Origin of the sequence: Glaciecola sp. XM2, from assembly GCF_018595715.1 — a bacterium.
Classification (GTDB): Bacteria; Pseudomonadota; Gammaproteobacteria; order Enterobacterales; family Alteromonadaceae; genus Glaciecola.
In genome coordinates this window covers 1-16,204 of the sequence record NZ_JAHEOJ010000021.1, presented here as the reverse complement: position 1 = coordinate 16,204, position 16,204 = coordinate 1, and the positions used below count along the sequence as shown (strand labels likewise).

At 43.8% G+C, this 16,204-nt stretch carries 14 protein-coding genes; 5 read left to right on the top strand and 9 right to left on the bottom strand.

The features are described from left to right. Positions 1 to 2: 2 nt before the first annotated feature. The 4 genes from lysC to KJ365_RS09160 all read right to left on the bottom strand — a co-directional run bounded on the left by lysC (position 3) and on the right by KJ365_RS09160 (position 5,976). On the bottom strand, positions 3 to 1,352 hold the full coding sequence (gene lysC / locus KJ365_RS09175) for a lysine-sensitive aspartokinase 3 (protein ID WP_214451358.1): 1,350 nt from the start codon (positions 1,350 to 1,352) through the stop codon (positions 3 to 5). A 15-nt stretch (positions 1,353 to 1,367) separates the two neighbouring features. After that, positions 1,368 to 1,871 carry a DUF192 domain-containing protein gene (locus KJ365_RS09170; RefSeq protein ID WP_214451357.1) on the bottom strand — a complete coding sequence of 168 codons (504 nt, stop codon included), beginning with the start codon at positions 1,869 to 1,871 and terminating at the stop codon, positions 1,368 to 1,370. Between the two features lie 143 nt (positions 1,872 to 2,014). Beyond that, positions 2,015 to 4,627: a bifunctional aconitate hydratase 2/2-methylisocitrate dehydratase gene (acnB, locus tag KJ365_RS09165; protein WP_214451356.1), complete on the bottom strand. Its 2,613-nt coding sequence runs from the start codon at positions 4,625 to 4,627 to the stop codon at positions 2,015 to 2,017. A 233-nt stretch (positions 4,628 to 4,860) separates the two neighbouring features. Further along, positions 4,861 to 5,976 (bottom strand): PQQ-dependent sugar dehydrogenase, encoded by a 1,116-nt coding sequence (locus KJ365_RS09160; RefSeq protein ID WP_214451355.1) that lies wholly within the window; start codon positions 5,974 to 5,976, stop codon positions 4,861 to 4,863. A gap of 94 nt (positions 5,977 to 6,070) precedes the next feature. On the opposite strand from KJ365_RS09160, the gene KJ365_RS09155 reads away from it, so the two are divergent. The 4 genes from KJ365_RS09155 to KJ365_RS17030 all read left to right on the top strand — a co-directional run bounded on the left by KJ365_RS09155 (position 6,071) and on the right by KJ365_RS17030 (position 9,642). Beyond that, positions 6,071 to 6,520: a hypothetical protein gene (locus KJ365_RS09155; protein WP_214451354.1), complete on the top strand. Its 450-nt coding sequence runs from the start codon at positions 6,071 to 6,073 to the stop codon at positions 6,518 to 6,520. A 111-nt stretch (positions 6,521 to 6,631) separates the two neighbouring features. Then, positions 6,632 to 8,203, top strand: a complete 1,572-nt coding sequence (locus tag KJ365_RS09150; RefSeq protein ID WP_214451353.1) for an AMP-binding protein — start codon at positions 6,632 to 6,634, stop codon at positions 8,201 to 8,203. Between the two features lies 1 nt (position 8,204). After that, positions 8,205 to 8,642, top strand: coding sequence for an SRPBCC family protein (locus tag KJ365_RS09145; RefSeq protein WP_214451352.1), 438 nt, complete (start codon positions 8,205 to 8,207; stop codon positions 8,640 to 8,642). Positions 8,643 to 8,682: 40 nt separating this feature from the next. Further along, positions 8,683 to 9,642 (top strand): AEC family transporter, encoded by a 960-nt coding sequence (locus KJ365_RS17030; RefSeq protein ID WP_214451451.1) that lies wholly within the window; start codon positions 8,683 to 8,685, stop codon positions 9,640 to 9,642. Positions 9,643 to 9,724: 82 nt separating this feature from the next. On the opposite strand, the gene KJ365_RS09135 is transcribed toward KJ365_RS17030, so the two are convergent. Next, positions 9,725 to 11,266 carry a leucyl aminopeptidase gene (locus KJ365_RS09135; protein ID WP_352109369.1) on the bottom strand — a complete coding sequence of 514 codons (1,542 nt, stop codon included), beginning with the start codon at positions 11,264 to 11,266 and terminating at the stop codon, positions 9,725 to 9,727. Positions 11,267 to 11,447: 181 nt separating this feature from the next. Between KJ365_RS09135 and KJ365_RS09130 the strand changes: the two genes are divergently transcribed. Next, positions 11,448 to 13,358, top strand: a complete 1,911-nt coding sequence (locus KJ365_RS09130; RefSeq protein ID WP_214451351.1) for a GGDEF domain-containing phosphodiesterase — start codon at positions 11,448 to 11,450, stop codon at positions 13,356 to 13,358. Positions 13,359 to 13,363: 5 nt separating this feature from the next. Here KJ365_RS09130 and chrA read toward each other — a convergent pair whose 3' ends face one another. The 4 genes from chrA to tuf all read right to left on the bottom strand — a co-directional run. Continuing rightward, positions 13,364 to 14,536: a chromate efflux transporter gene (gene chrA / locus KJ365_RS09125; RefSeq protein WP_214451350.1), complete on the bottom strand. Its 1,173-nt coding sequence runs from the start codon at positions 14,534 to 14,536 to the stop codon at positions 13,364 to 13,366. A gap of 1 nt (position 14,537) precedes the next feature. Beyond that, a complete protein-coding gene (locus KJ365_RS09120; protein ID WP_214451349.1) occupies positions 14,538 to 14,957 on the bottom strand; it encodes a hypothetical protein in 420 nt (139 codons plus the stop codon). An 84-nt stretch (positions 14,958 to 15,041) separates the two neighbouring features. After that, the gene (locus tag KJ365_RS09115; protein WP_214451348.1) at positions 15,042 to 15,245 is read right to left on the bottom strand and encodes a hypothetical protein; all 204 of its coding nucleotides are present in this window, start codon (positions 15,243 to 15,245) and stop codon (positions 15,042 to 15,044) included. A 65-nt stretch (positions 15,246 to 15,310) separates the two neighbouring features. Then, positions 15,311 to 16,204 (bottom strand): elongation factor Tu (tuf, locus tag KJ365_RS09110; protein ID WP_214450484.1); only part of this gene is annotated, 894 nt, incomplete at its 5' end.

Genomic DNA, 16,204 nt, shown 5'->3' with positions numbered 1-16,204 from the left:
AGCTATTCAAATAGCGCGGCATGAAGCACCTTCACCACTTCTTCACTGTCTTTATCCTGCACGACAAAAGAAAGGTTATGCACGTTCGCGCCAAAACAAATCATGCGCAAATTAAAGTTAGACACCGCTGCAAAGATTTTTGATGATACCCCCGCGGCGCTATGCATATTATTGCCAACGACTGTAACTGCATCAAAATCATGTTCAACTTTCACTTCACAGATTTCGCTCAACGCTTTCAACGTATCTTTATTCATTTTTTCAGAAATGCTGTTTGGCGGATTATCCAGTGTAAAAGAAACGGCAATTTCAGATGTGGTGATCAAGTCAACGCTAAGGTCTTGCTTTGCAATTATTTCAAATACACGCGCCAAGAAGCCTTGGGCATACATCATTTTCGGCGTTTTTACGGTAACCAATACTTGGTCCTTGCGCCTCGTGATTGCGCGGAAAGGCGGCTCATGTTCGCAGTTACGACGGATCCAAGTACCGCCTTTTTCGGGTTCTTTACTTGAGCCCACAAACACTTTGATATCCCTGCGTAAGGCCGGCTCCATCGTTGCAGGGTGCAACACTTTGGCACCAAACGTGGCCATTTCTGCCGCTTCTTCAAAGCTAAGCTCTGGTAGCGGCTTTGCTTTATCGGTTATACGAGGGTCGGTGGTATATACGCCTATTACATCCGTCCAAATTTCACAGGTCGAGGCATTTAGCGCTTCTGCCAAAAGGGCTGCCGTAAAATCTGAGCCGCCGCGACCCAGTGTTGTAGTCTTGCCATTAGCATCTGCCCCTACAAAACCTTGGGTGACCACGATGGCTTTATCAAGCTCTGGTAACAACAATTGCTGGGCGAGTTTACCAATAGTTTCGAGCTCTGGCGTTGCCTGGGTATAGCGGTCGTCAGTGCGTAATACTTTTCTGACATCAAAATTAATGGCGTGGCAGCCCTTCTCGCGAATGATCGCTGCAACCAGTAAAGATGACATTCTTTCTCCCATCGAGAGAAGTGCATCCTTTAAATCATCGCGAAAGTTAATCTCTTCATGACGTGCGTATTCTTCTAGCTCATCTAAAAGAGCAAACAATTTGTCTTCAACATCGCTTGGCTTTTTAAGCTCATTGAGAATCGCTAATTCAATGATGCGAATTTTCTCAATCACCTCTGCAATTTGCTCAGAGGTCAAGGCGGTATTTGCAAGCAACACCAAGTAATTAGTTACACCTGCAGCCGCGCTTACCACCACTACTTTAGTATTTTCATTTTTGATAACGATATCAGCGCAGTTTTGAATCGTTAGGTAATTTGCGACACTCGTGCCACCAAACTTAGCGACATTTAATGTAGAGGGCATGTATGTTCCTTTAAACTATTTAATATGGTTAGGTAAGGTAATTTTATCGCCGACAGAAATGCCGTTTGTTTCGAACCAGCCCTCATTCATCTCTAACGCGTAAAGCACGGGTACAGAGCTCGGTACCGAAGTTAAGTCATGTGGCTTTAACTGTTTGATGTCAACGATTTTGCCAAATGCGTTGATATAAGCCAGATCGAGCGGAATATACGTATTTTTCATCCAAATGCTGGCAATTCTAACTGAGTCAAACTTGAACAACATGCCGCAATCGTCACACATTTCGCGTCTGTACATTAAGCCAAGTGCCCTGGTTTGTGGGTCATTTGCAAATTCGACCTGAATGCTTACGTCATTTTCAAATTTCAATGAAACGAGGTCTTCGCTTTCTTCTGATTTCTCATCGGCAGAAACGTTTATTAGAGGTGCATGTGCATATGCTAGGTTCACCGCCAAGGAAACCTGAGCGATAACGTAAGTTGCAAACACTATGTATGCCAGCTGTAGTGCTTTTTTCATAAGCATAAATCTCTATGTTAGATAACGCCCAAGAGTAATTGCCAAGGCGAAAAAGCGCAATTAAAAAACCCGCCAAAAGACGGGTTTTTGCTTTTGATATGTCTTAAGCCCATAAAACAAATTATGGACTAAGGCATGATTGATTATGCAACGTTAAGCGTTGGGATAATATTCGCTTTAGCGTCTTCTTCCGCTTTTTTGAACGACTCAATACGATCAAAGTTTAGGTAACGGAAGACTTCACCGCTCATTGACTCAATTTTGCTTGCGTATTCCATGTACTCATCAAACGTTGGTATTTTACCTACGATTGCGCCTACAGCAGCCATTTCAGCTGAACAGAGATATACATTTGCACCATCCCCTAAACGGTTCGGGAAGTTTCGAGTCGATGTTGAAAGTACGGTTGCGCCTGCAAGCACGCGTGCTTGGTTACCCATACACAATGAACACCCTGGCATCTCAGTACGAACCCCAGCACGGCCATAAATGTTGTAATAGCCTTCTTCCATTAATACCGCTTTATCCATTTTTGTCGGTGGTGACATCCATAAACGCGTCGGCAATGTGCCGTTAAACTGCTCAAGCAATTTACCAGCAGCACGGAAGTGACCAATGTTAGTCATACACGAGCCGATGAATACTTCGTCAATCTTATCACCTGCCACGTCAGACAAGGTCTTAGCATCATCAGGGTCGTTAGGACAGCAAAGGATTGGCTCTTTAATGTCGTTCAAATCAATTTCGATGGTTTCAACATATTCAGCGTCGGCATCTGCTTGCATTAGAGATGGATTAGCAAGCCACTCTTCCATCTTCTGAGCACGACGCTCAAGCGTACGAGGGTCGCCGTAACCTTCGTTTATCATCCAACGTAACATAGTAACGTTAGACGTTAAGTACTCTGCAACAGACTCTTCAGAAAGTTTGATAGTACAACCTGCTGCTGAGCGCTCTGCCGATGCATCTGATAACTCAAACGCTTGTTCAATGGTTAAATCTTCAAGCCCTTCAATTTCAAGGATGCGGCCAGAGAAAGCGTTGATTTTGCCTTTCTTAGCAACGGTTAATAGACCTTGCTTGATAGCATATAATGGAATGGCATGTACTAAGTCACGTAAAGTGATGCCAGGCTGCATCTTCCCTTTAAACTTAACAAGTACTGACTCTGGCATATCTAACGGCATAACACCGGTAGCTGCAGCAAATGCAACTAACCCAGACCCTGCAGGGAAAGAAATACCCATTGGGAAACGAGTATGCGAATCACCACCTGTACCTACGGTATCAGGAAGCAACATGCGGTTTAACCAAGAGTGGATAATGCCGTCGCCTGGACGCAGTGATACACCGCCGCGGTTCATGATGAAGTCTGGCAGCGTATGCTGGGTGTCGATATCAACCGGCTTAGGATAAGCCGCGGTATGACAGAAAGACTGCATGGTTAAATCGGCAGTAAAGCCTAAACAAGCTAAGTCTTTAAGTTCATCTCGCGTCATCGGACCTGTAGTATCTTGAGAGCCTACCGTCGTCATTTTGGGCTCGCAATAAGTACCCGGTAAAATACCTTCAACGCCACATGCTTTACCGACCATTTTTTGGGCAAGTGTGAAGCCTTTCGCTTTTGATGTGGGTAGTTCAGGCTTGCGGAACAAATCAGCTGCGCCAAGTCCTAATGACTCACGCGCTTTATCGGTTAGTCCTCGGCCTATGATTAAGTTGATGCGGCCACCAGCGCGGACTTCGTCTAATAATACTTTTGACTTGTAGCTATATTCAGCTACTACTTCACCGGTTTTCGCATTTTTGATCACACCGTCGAATGGATAGATTTCAATCACATCACCCATTTCCATTTTTTCTACGTCGGCTTCAAAAACAAGTGCGCCAGCATCTTCCATGGTGTTAAAGAAGATTGGAGCGACTTTAGAGCCAATACAAATACCGCCACCACGCTTGTTAGGAACGCCTGGTAAGTCTTCACCAAAGAACCAAAGAACAGAGTTGGTCGCTGATTTTCTTGAAGAACCCGTACCAACAACATCACCTACGAAGGCTACTTGATGCCCTTGCGCTTTAATGGCTTCAATCTGGCTCAAAGGTCCTACTTCACCATGACTCTCAGGCTCTAGGCCATCGCGGGTCATTTTGTACATTGCTTTTGCATGCAAAGGAATATCAGGACGTGACCATGCATCTGGAGCAGGAGAAAGGTCGTCGGTGTTAGTTTCACCAGTTACTTTAAACACACTTGCAGTGATTTTTTCAGGCATATCGTCTCGTGATGTGAACCACTCGCCATCTGCCCAAGATTGAATGACTTCTGTGGCATATTTATTACCCGCTTTATGCTTTTCTTCCACATCATGGAACGAATCAAACATAAGCAAGGTATGCTTCAATTCTTCTGCTGCTAACTCAGCGAGGTTTGCATCATCAAGCAAAGCAACTAAAGTCTCGATATTGTAACCGCCGTGCATATTTCCAAGTAATTGCACTGCTGCATCTGGAGAAATAAGGTCACAGGTCTCTTCACCTTTAGCGATAGCGCTTAAAAAGCCCGCTTTCACGTAAGCAGCTTCATCAACACCTGGAGGTACACGCTCTGACAAAAGTTCTAATAAGAATTCTGCTTCACCTGCTGGAGGATTTTTTAACAATTCTACTAAGCCAGCCACTTGCTCTGGATTCAATGGCTTTGGCGGAATGCCTTGTGCTTCGCGCTCTGCGACATGCTTGCGATATTCTTCTAACACTTTTACGTCCTCTAATTAAAAATGAGCCTGGGGCGACTCAGCGTTGACTTTTCGTAGGCGGATTATACCTACTTGCGCATTAAAAATGAATGCTAGTCGGTGAAAAGGTGGTTATAACCAATATTCATAATAGTAATTGAAAACCATTTAAGGATGCATTTCATCAATACATTAGTCTTACTCGACGACTCACCGCCACAAAATGGTCGAGTTATATGCCATAGTTACCCGCCCTATTTGCGCAACACCTTGAACAACGAGGCTTGTTCGCCGTCGCCAAGTATCCAAATATCGCCATCAGCATCTGTTTCAATGTCGCGCAATCTGATGCCACTTTCATTGAGCACTATCTTTTGCTCACCAATCACGCCATCGGCATAAGCCACTGCATAGATTTGCTGAAATTTTAAAGATGTAACCAGCAAATGTTCACTCAATGAGGCAAATTTATCATGTGTATAATGAATCATGCCCGAAGGCGCAATAGATGGAGTCCAATCTAGTGCAGGTTGCTCCATACCTTCATATTCAGTAAACGGAGAAATAGTTGCGCCAATATAGTCCATGCCATTTGTAATGACAGGCCATCCATAGTTTTTACCCGAAGCGATGATATTGATTTCATCGCCTCCGGCGGGGCCATGTTCATGAGAAATTAGCCGGTTATTTTTGGTAACCAACAGCCCCTGTGGATTTCTGTGACCCAGCGAATAAATAAAGGAAGCGCTGTTTGTTTGACCAGTGAAAAATGGGTTGCGAGGATGTGCATCACCTATGTCAGTGACGCGAATAATTTTTCCTAGATGACTCTGATTAAGTTGCGCCTTTTCTCGATAATCGAAACCGTCTCCGGTGCTGATATAAAGCGCGTTATCCGCATCAAATGCTAAACGGCCGCCATAGTGGACAGGCGTGTCTTTTTTATCATGAGCGACAAATATATCTTCAAGTTCTTGCACTTGCTCACCGACGAGCTTAAATCTGACTACTTTGAGCGCATTTGAGTTAGCGGTGCCGGCAGAATACGAAAGGTAAATCCAACCGTTAGTGATAAACTCAGGGTGAAAGGCGATGTCGAGCAAACCGCCTTGACCACCGCTTAGCAAATCATCTGGTAGAAATGCCACGGACCTTCGCTCTAGCGCACTGTTAATGATACTCAGGCCGCCCTCGCGATGGGTGATATACATGTCATTATCAGGAGAGGCCGCAACTGCCCATGAAGGAGGTAACCCTTCTAAAACAGGACTTAGAACCAGCGAATCGTCAGCCAACACACTATTAACGCTGATGTAGGCAAACCCTAAACTAAGAAGTAACTGTTTCCCTAAATGCTTGTATGACATCATTTTTCTCTTACATCAAAACGGGTAATGGGTTGACAATGTAAGGCTCAGTGTCCTAATTTGCAACTTAGAATCAAATACACCTTTGGAAAACACAATGAAATGGTTGCGCCGTATTGGCTATTTTCTTATCGCGAGCATCGTCGGATTTTTATTCGCTAGTATGTTGCATACACAGTCCGTCTTGGCAGGTCTATCGGACATTGGAGTTGTGATCCCGCTTATGGACAGGTTAAGCACCACGGGTAAAGATTTAGTGGGTTTAGCTCCAACCTATGGTGTAGTCATTTTAATTGCGCTAGGCATTGCATTTTCGGTGGCAGGACTTTTAAACAAAAAATTAAACACCAAAGCATGGTATCTCTATCCCTTGGCCGGAGGGCTAGCGTTTTTAGTCATGCTTTTAGCTATGCAACCCATACTCAATGTAACACTTATTGCCGGGGCTAGAGGCACTGCTGGACTTATTATGCAAATCATTGCAGGCGTTATCGCAGGGCTGTGTTTTGCCAGCTTATTATCTTCAAAACCCAAGTTAAGTAACTAGGCTTTTTGCATCTTATCTAACAAGGTCAAAATTTGCTTGTGACAAACTGATCCTCTGATGTAAATTTTGTGTTAAAAAGAACATACAAAAATAGCGTTAAAAGAGGAAGTTATGGCACGAAGCGCATTGATCCCCAACAACATCAACAGCTTAGCTGATTATATTGAAGAGACCTTTAAAAAGTATGCAGACCGCCCTGCATATTCTGCTTTAGGGCAACAAAAAACATTTGCTGAGATGGATGCGCTATCTGGCAAGTTTGCGGCTTGGTTACAAAACAACACGAGCCTAGCGCCAGGCGATAGGATCGCAATCCAATTACCCAACCTTATTCAGCACCCAATCGCCGTTTACGGAGCATTAAGGGCAGGCTTAGTTGTGGTTAATACCAACCCGCTTTATACGCCAAGCGAAATGCTTCACCAGTTTAATGATTCAGGCGCAACCGCCTTGGTTATCTTGGCAGACTTTGCGCCAAAGTATGAAAGCATTAAAGACCAAACAAACATTAAACATGTCATTGTCACAAGCGCGACACAACTGCTCGACAATAAGAAAGTTGAGGATTCTGCCTATCCATGCTTTGCAACAATATTTGAGGAGGCTGACGCGCTAACACTCAAGCCACGCCCTCAAATTTCGTTAGATGACCCTTGCATATTGCAATACACGGGAGGCACCACTGGCGTATCAAAAGGCGCAGAATTATCTCATCAGAATGTATTGGCCAATAGTGAGCAAACATTGGAACGTCTAGGTGATCAGTTTGTAGAAGGCAAAGAAGTCATTATCTGCCCTCTTCCGCTTTATCACATCTATGCATTCACAGTGTGCATGATGACTTTCTTTGCAAAAGGGGCAATGGTAGTACTTATTCCAAACCCGCGCGATATGGATGCATTTGTTGCAGCCCTTAAGCCGCAAAAATTCACAGCGTTTGCTGGTATCAATACCCTATTTATGGGGCTTTGTTCACACCCTGAGTTCAGAACATTGGATTTCAGCACCCTTCATCTGACCATTTCTGGCGGCACTGCACTGACTCGCTCAGCGTCTGATCTTTGGATGAAAACAACGGGCTGCACTGTCACAGAAGGTTATGGTCTATCTGAAACCGCGCCTGTTGTGGCATTCAATCAACCCAAAAAAGAAAACCTCGGTACGGTAGGGTTACCAGTAACAGATACCGACATTCAAATTTTGGACGAAAATGACCAACCACTTGCACAAGGACAAGAAGGGCAAATCGCGGTAAAAGGTCCACAAGTCATGAAGGGCTATTGGCAACGCGACGATGAAACAGCAAAAGTAATGACCGACGATGGCTATTTCAAAACTGGAGATGTGGGCGTCATATTGACAGATGGCTGCATAAAAATCGTAGACCGATTAAAAGATATGATCATTGTATCTGGCTTTAATGTGTACCCGAACGAAGTTGAAGATGTGCTTACCCAGCATCCAAGTGTGTTAGAAGCAGCTGTAGTAGGAAAGGCAGATGATAAAACACAAGAACGTGTATGCGCGTATGTGACGGTCACTCCAGACTACAACGAGGATGATGTTCTTGCACACTGCAAAACTGTCCTAACCAACTACAAAATACCCAAAGAAATCAACGTACTTGATGAGTTACCTAAATCAACCGTTGGGAAAATACTAAGACGGGAGCTAAGAGCTTAATATGTTTTCAATTTGCGTAGAACGTGAAATCAAAAAGCCTATTGATGAGGTGTTTAGCGCCCTAGCCGACCACGCAAATTACAAACAGTTTAAGGGAATAGATGACTCCTCGCTGTTAGAAGAGGGAAAGCAGGAGCCTAATGGATTAGGCGCCCTGCGTGAGGTCGTAGCAGGCTCTTCGGTGTTGCATGAGCGCATTGTGGAGTTTGCGCGCCCAACTCGGCTTGCCTACCTCATTGAATATTCAAAACCCCTGCCGTATGAACATGAATTCGGTGTAATCACTCTAAAAGACCTTGGCGAAAGCACGCTAGTAATTTGGAAGTCACAGGGGCGTATTAAAATTCCTCTTTTAGGCCCTTGGTATTTTGATAAACAAATTCAAAATGGAGGGGGGCGCGCCTTTGGGAGTATTCTCAAAGCTATTGATATGCGATAATTTCAAACAAGGCAACGTCTAAACTCAAACGAGCAACCTTATCTCTCCTCTTGAAGCGTTTATTAGTTTTTCTATTACCGTTATCGGTCCTGTGCTGCTGCTTATTGTTGCGGGCTATGGTTTTTATCGCCAAGGATTGTTAGACGACTCATTTGTCGAAAAAGCATCTAGATTAATTTTTAACTATGCTTTACCCGCACTCTTGTTTGTTAATATAAGTATCAGCGACATTAGCGCACTCACTGAAGTTAAGACAATTGGAATTGGTATTTCAGGCACCTTGATAGTATGCGCAGGCTTTTTAGTTTGGGTACACTTTTGGGTGCCTAATCGTTTAAATAAGGGCGTTATTGTTCAGGGGGCATTTCGCTCGAATATGGGAATCATCGGCTTGGCTTACTGCGCTAATGCATATGGCAGCGAGGGGCTAGCTTACGCTTCAATCTTTTTGGGTGCATTAACCATCGTATATAACGTATTGTGCGTAACCTTGCTCAATGTGTATGCTGGTTCAACGGTTAACGCTACACGCATTCTTAAGGGCATTATCACAAACCCTATTATTTTGAGCATCATAGCGGGCCTTAGCGTTTCGTACTATGCAGTTACGCTTCCTACCTTCATTAGTAATAGTTTGGGATATTTCGCTCAACTCACCCTACCTTTGGCTTTGTTATGCACAGGTGCTGCGCTACGGTTTAGAAATTTGGGAAGCTACTGGTTTTTAGTCTTAGTCACCACCGTAGGTAAATGTATTATTTACCCTATGGTCCTCGTTGGTCTATCTTTGGCATTTGATGTTACCGGCCTATCACTTGGCGTCGTGTTTCTAATGGCCACCAGCCCAACCGCTGCGGCCAGCTATGTTATGGTGCGTAAAATAGGCGGTAATCATCAGTTGGCAGCACAAATCATTGCGATTTCTACTTTGGCATCTGTACCGATTACTATCGCAGGGTATTATTTAATGTTGCAGTTTACTTCGATAGCAACAGCCTGAACTTACCTGAGGAGGGAGGGGTTGTTTTGCCAATAAAACAGGTAAGCGCCCTTGGCGCTTACCTGCTCTGAAACGTAATACTTTATTTATTGTCTCTCACAAGCTGGTCCATATAACGCACACCCCAGCCCTGACTGCCTTTAGGCGCAACATCAATAGAACTAGATAACCAATCCACGCCGGCGATGTCTAAATGAACCCACGGTAAATCATCAGCAACAAACGTACCTATCACCGCAGCACCAATACTTGCGCCTGGGTTACCCGCACCCGAGTTTTTGATGTCGGCGATGTCAGATTTAATTTGCTCAAAGTGATTTTCGTGCAGCGGTAAAGGCCAAACATGCTCGCCGCTTTTCTCACCCACTTCCATCATTTGCAAAGAGTAAGGCATATTTCGCGTCACCAACGCAGCGTACTCATCACCAAGCGCGCGCGCCGCAGAACCGGTTAATGTCGCAATATTCAGCAGCATTTTGGGCTTATACTTATCTTGTGCATAGTACACTGCGTCTGCCAAAATGAGGCGACCTTCAGCATCAGTGCTTATAATTTCAATAGTGGTGCCCTGCATAGTTTGCAGTACGTCACCTGGGCGAATTGCATCTTCAGCAGGCATGTTTTCGGCAAGTGGCATCAAACCAATGACATTGACATTTTCACCGCGCTGGGCAAGTGCATGCATGGTGCCAGCAACAGCCGCAGCGCCAGATAAGTCGGCCTTCATCATCCACATATTTGTATTTGGTTTGATACTAATACCACCTGTATCAAACGTGATGCCTTTACCTGCAAGTGCTATGGGAGCGTCGCCCCTTTTACCGCCTGTATATTCAATGACTAACATACGAGGTTCATGGATAGAGCCTTTGCCTACACCCATCAACGCACCCATGTTGTATTTTTCCATGTCTTTGACATCCAACACATCAATTTTCACATTATCAACGCCTTTGAATAGGGCACTAACGGTGTCAACAAACAATTGTGGGTACATGCTTTTACCAGGCTCAGAGGCAAGATCGCGGGCCAAATGAACGCCTTGGGCTATGAATTTCAAGTCGTTCGCGTAAAGGTTTTCGTTTTCATTCGCTGATGGCGTCACGAATGTAATATTTGATTCACCTTCTTGCTTTTTGCTTTGGTACTTATCAAAACTGTAATGACGCAAATGATAACCGTACGCTAGGTGCGCCGCGGTAATCGATGAGTCGCTTGATAGTCCGTCAACAAAAACGCTCGCCTCTACATCCTTTGATGTTGAAGAAAGACTAGCAGCAATTTTTCCACCCAGATTTTGCAATGCCGGACCGTCTAGCGCTTTGTCACTGTCAATACCAATCACTAATACGTCATCAACCTCGCCCACCATCTGCAGATGTAATATACCCTGTGAACTTGGCGTGAATTCATTTAATTCAAGCAAGGCTGCAAAACGCCCATCACTTTGTTGATTCAACTGCAAGGCTTGCCCCGATAGCGCCGCGGCGTCTGAAACAAACACAACAACTTTGTTTGCATCATCTTGAGCCGTTTCAACAAAACTAAAACTTGCATTTGCGAGACTGATAAATGAAGTAACAAGCAATGCGCTTGCAATGAAGATTAAAGAAAGGGTTTTCACCGATTGATTTCCTTATATGTCAAATTAACATTTAGTGTAAGTAGTTTTACGCACAATATACAGCTCAATTTTATGGTGTTTGGACCTCGATTTTTTTGATGTTTTACGTCAAGAATGACTCACGCCGACCGATAACCTTTATAGCGAGTGCACAAGCAGCTGGAAGCCTTCAAACATTCCCATGACTTATATTCAAAAAAGAAAGCTCAAATATTATGGTTTGATATTAGTGATTATCGCTGCGATCACTTTTACTACCTTGGCCTTTCTAAAATATTACAACGCGACAAATAAAGCTTACTTACAAGAACTCGAAACGCTCCATCAGATAGAAAAGAGCGCGATTGACTTACAATACTTTTTTAAACGCCAAGTACAGGAATGGAAGAACATCTTGCTCCGCGGAAGCACTCCCGAAGATTTTGAATTGTATACCACACTTTTTAGTGAAGAATTCATGAATACGCAGGTTGCTGCAGACCGCCTATACAATCGCATCGATGCAAGCAGCGAGGCCAAGCCACTTGCGCTTGATTTTATTACTATACATAAGGCTATTTTAGCTGATTATTTAGACGCGATTGAAATATTTAAAGATTCGAATTTTGATGCAGCTATGGCCGACAAATCGGTCCGCGGTATCGATAGGGCCCCTACCTTTACTCTAGATCAAGTTTCACAAATAGTTACCATTGAAGTGGGCACCAAGAAAGACAGACTCAAACAAAGCTTACATGAACTTACCGTAGTTTCCGGGACAGTCTTCGCACTTATCCAGTTAACATTATTGTGGTTAATATTAAGACTCACTGACAAGCTACTTCAAGCAAATGTTCGAGACAAAGAGACTGAGTTAGGCAATAGAGAGTTTTTTGTCCATTCAATAGATGATGCGCTCAAAGGTAACAAAGCTAGCGTTGTGATCATTCTCGACATAAATAATTTCAAATTGATCAACGAGGCATTTGGTAATAATGGCGGCGACACATACCTCAAAAACGTAGCGCAAAAACTCCAACAATGCACCTCTAAAGGAGATGTGCTTTGCAGAATAGGCGGTGATACGCTAGGCGTCATCGCATATACCCATGATGACACTGACGTGGATAAAATCGTTCGTCGTCTACTTGATGTGATTGCCGAACATGAGCATAGTAATCAATCAGTATCGATTGCATTAAGCGCATGCGCTGGCGCTGTCGGTATAACTCAAACTGAAGATACAAACCGTGAACAGGTTTTGAACAAAGTGTTTGCGTGCTTGCAAGAAGCAAAGTCATTAGGTCCGGATAATCATGTTGTGTTTGATCAAAGTGACCGCAGAATATCGTCTAGGCAGCAACAAATGCGAGCGGTAACAGAGATAAACCTCGCACTAAAAGAATGTCGTTTAGCTTTGTTTAAACAACAGATAAAGCCGTTTAATGAAGATGCTCATCATACCTATCACGAAGTACTGCTGCGTGTCATAGATGAACAAGGAAACATCCAAAGCCCTGGGTTATTTTTGCAAGCAGCTGAACGTTTTCATCTTATGGACAAGGTTGACCGCTACGTGCTCTCTTCACTTGTTGATTATTTGCTAGAGCACCCTGAGGACAACACTCACTATACCGTCAATCTCTCTGGTAACACGCTAAGCGACATCAATTTTATAGACTTTGTCGATACTTTGTTCGCATCTAGCGATATCAATCATGCATTAATTGGTTTTGAAATTACTGAAACTAATATCATAAAAAACTTTGATATCGCCTCCAGTGTGCTTAACAAGCTGTCGAGTTATCGTTGCAAGATTTCACTGGACGATTTTGGTACGGGCATGTCCTCATATGGATATATCTCACGATTGCACATAGACACGTTAAAAATTGATGGAACCTTTATACAAGACATTGATACGCGAGAAGATAACCAAGCCATCTTGCGAAGCATTGTCGGATTGGCTTATGACCTAGGTATAAGCACGGTTGCCGAGTTTATCGAAACGCAGTCGGAGTTGGACACCGTCAAAAAGCTTAATGTCGATTATGTCCAAGGTTATCTATTGCACAAACCCAGTATGATGTACCACCCCAAGAACAATGATTAAAGTGCTCATACGATTGTCAGAAACAGCTTTGACATCACGCAGAACATAACAATATAGAGTACCGACACCTTATATCTGCTCAAACCCGCATACGCAACCGCCGCGATCGCAATGTCTAACGGTTGCGTAATGGCATGCACAAAAATGGGATCGTATAAGGCAGCCGCGAGTAATCCAACAACTGCCGCATTCGCGCCAGCAAAAGCAGCTTTGTTTTTAGATGAATGGCTTAGCCTCTGCCAAGACGGTAATATCGTCATTACCAACAGAAAACCCGGAAGAAAGATAAATACGGTAGCAACAAACGCTTGAATTAATGGACGCTCACTACCTGGGAGCAGATACCCTAAATAAGCGGCAAATGAAAACATCGGTCCTGGCACCGCCTGAGTCGCGCCGTAACCCGCTAAAAAATCTGCTTGAGAGATTTGCTCGATTGACACAAAGGCAGATTCTAGTAACGGTAACACCACATGCCCACCGCCAAATACCAATGCTCCTGAACGATAAAAATCAGAAGCCGTTGAAGATAATATGGGTAATGTAAAAAGCAGCAATACAAAGGTTAACCCTAGAATTGGTGCAGCCTTTTTGAGCCATTTAACATGCACGATGACTTGCTCTGGCTCGTCAATGGACTGTGTCATATTCGCCTTTTCTCGGTAAACATAAGCGATGAGCGCCCCCAAAGCGATGACTAGTAACTGGGTTAGTGCGTATGGCAGCATTATTAAAGACACAAAGCTAAATAATGCAATCGAAAAATAACGACGTTCGCTACAATTGGACTGCCCCATACCGACAACGCCATGTGACACAACGACAAATGCAAGTATCGCAAGACCTTGCAATACCGCTTGCCCCCACTGGGCATCGAACATAAACAGGTAATTCGCAAAGACAAGCAGCAAGATCACAGATGGAAGGGTAAACGCTATAAAGGCTAGACAAGCACCGAGAATACCTGCGCGCATCAAGCCAATACTGAATCCTACTTGGCTACTTGCCGGCCCGGGCAGAGTTTGGCAAAGGGTGAGTAAGTTAGAATATTCATATTCAGTTAACCATTTGCGCTGATGAACAAAGGCTTCTCTAAAATATACTAAGTGTGCAATTGGCCCTCCAAATGAGGTGCAGCCAAGTTTTAAGAAAACCCAGAAAACCTCAAGATGGCGCATGCTAATTGTTAAACCCGTTGCATTGAGATGCATCTATCAGCAACTTGAGATACTTATCGTCTTTTGTGCGCGTAGCTACTAGGGTTACTTCAACAGGTACTTGCTCATCTATTTTCGTTTTAAGCACTCGGTGATCACACACAAAACGAATTGCGTCATTTTTATATGAAGATAATGGACTATTCAAATTGTTGAGAGTTACGGTTAGCTCAACACCATTTGGAGCATCTCTGTACGTCATAAGCGTTGCGTCAATATTGGTATCGCGGATAAGGCTGGCATTGACATCCTCGGCCATATCTTGGTAACTGTAGATGTTTTGATAATTCGCGAACAGTAACACTGTTAACGTCACACCTAGAATTGCTGCAATTATCAAAATATTTTTACGTTTCAAACGATAGGATGTGTGTTGCTGCATACGATAATTAGCCCTTCATGTTACAAGCAGGAATGCTCAAAGTGCATTATGATATGGTTTATATCGAGATTAGATGCTGAAAGTTCAAAAAAAGCGTTTGCCGGTTAAGGCGATATACGCAGCAAAAAAACCTACAGCAGCATAAATCACTTCAAATGCGCCCACGCTATCCCAGTCTCCGTTAATACCTGCATTGATTAAAAACGCCGCCAACAAGACAGAAGGTATGGACAAAATACCAATTAATATTCGAACTTTAAGTGAAAGTGTTTTTGATTCTGGTTTCATAATACGTTTTCTGTTAAACAAAAAAGGCCGCATCATGCGGCCTTCTTAAAACGTGTGCGGTGTGCTTAAGCTAAAATCTTAGCTACAACACCGGCGCCTACTGTGCGGCCACCTTCACGGATTGCAAAGCGTAAACCTTCATCCATCGCTATCGGAGCAATTAGCTCTACGACGAATTTAAGGTTATCACCAGGCATTACCATCTCTACGCCTTCAGGTAGCTCTACTGCACCTGTTACGTCAGTTGTACGGAAGTAGAACTGTGGACGATAGCCTTTGAAGAATGGAGTATGACGGCCACCTTCATCTTTGCTTAGTACATATACTTCTGCTTCAAACTTAGTATGCGGGTTGATTGAACCAGGCTTAGCCAATACTTGACCACGCTCTACGTCTTCACGCTTTGTACCACGTAATAGAACACCTACGTTCTCACCAGCACGACCTTCGTCTAGAAGCTTACGGAACATTTCTACGCCCGTACAAGTTGTCTTCGTAGTGTCTTTGATACCTACGATTTCAACTTCTTCACCTACTTTAACGATACCTTGCTCAACACGACCGGTTACAACCGTGCCACGACCTGAGATTGAGAATACGTCTTCGATTGGAAGAATGAACGGCTTGTCGATGTCACGCTCTGGCTCTGGAATGTAGTTGTCTAGCGCTTCGCCTAGCTCTACAATCTTCGCTTCCCATACTGGGTCGCCTTCTAGCGCCTTAAGTGCTGAACCTTGGATTACCGGTAAGTCATCACCAGGGAATTCATATTCAGTTAATAGCTCACGTACTTCCATCTCTACTAGCTCTAGAAGTTCTTCGTCGTCTACCATGTCACATTTGTTCATGAATACGATCATGTAAGGAATACCAACCTGGCGACCTAACAAGATGTGCTCACGAGTTTGTGGCATAGGACCGTCTGTAGCAGCTACTACTAAGATACCACCGTCCATTTG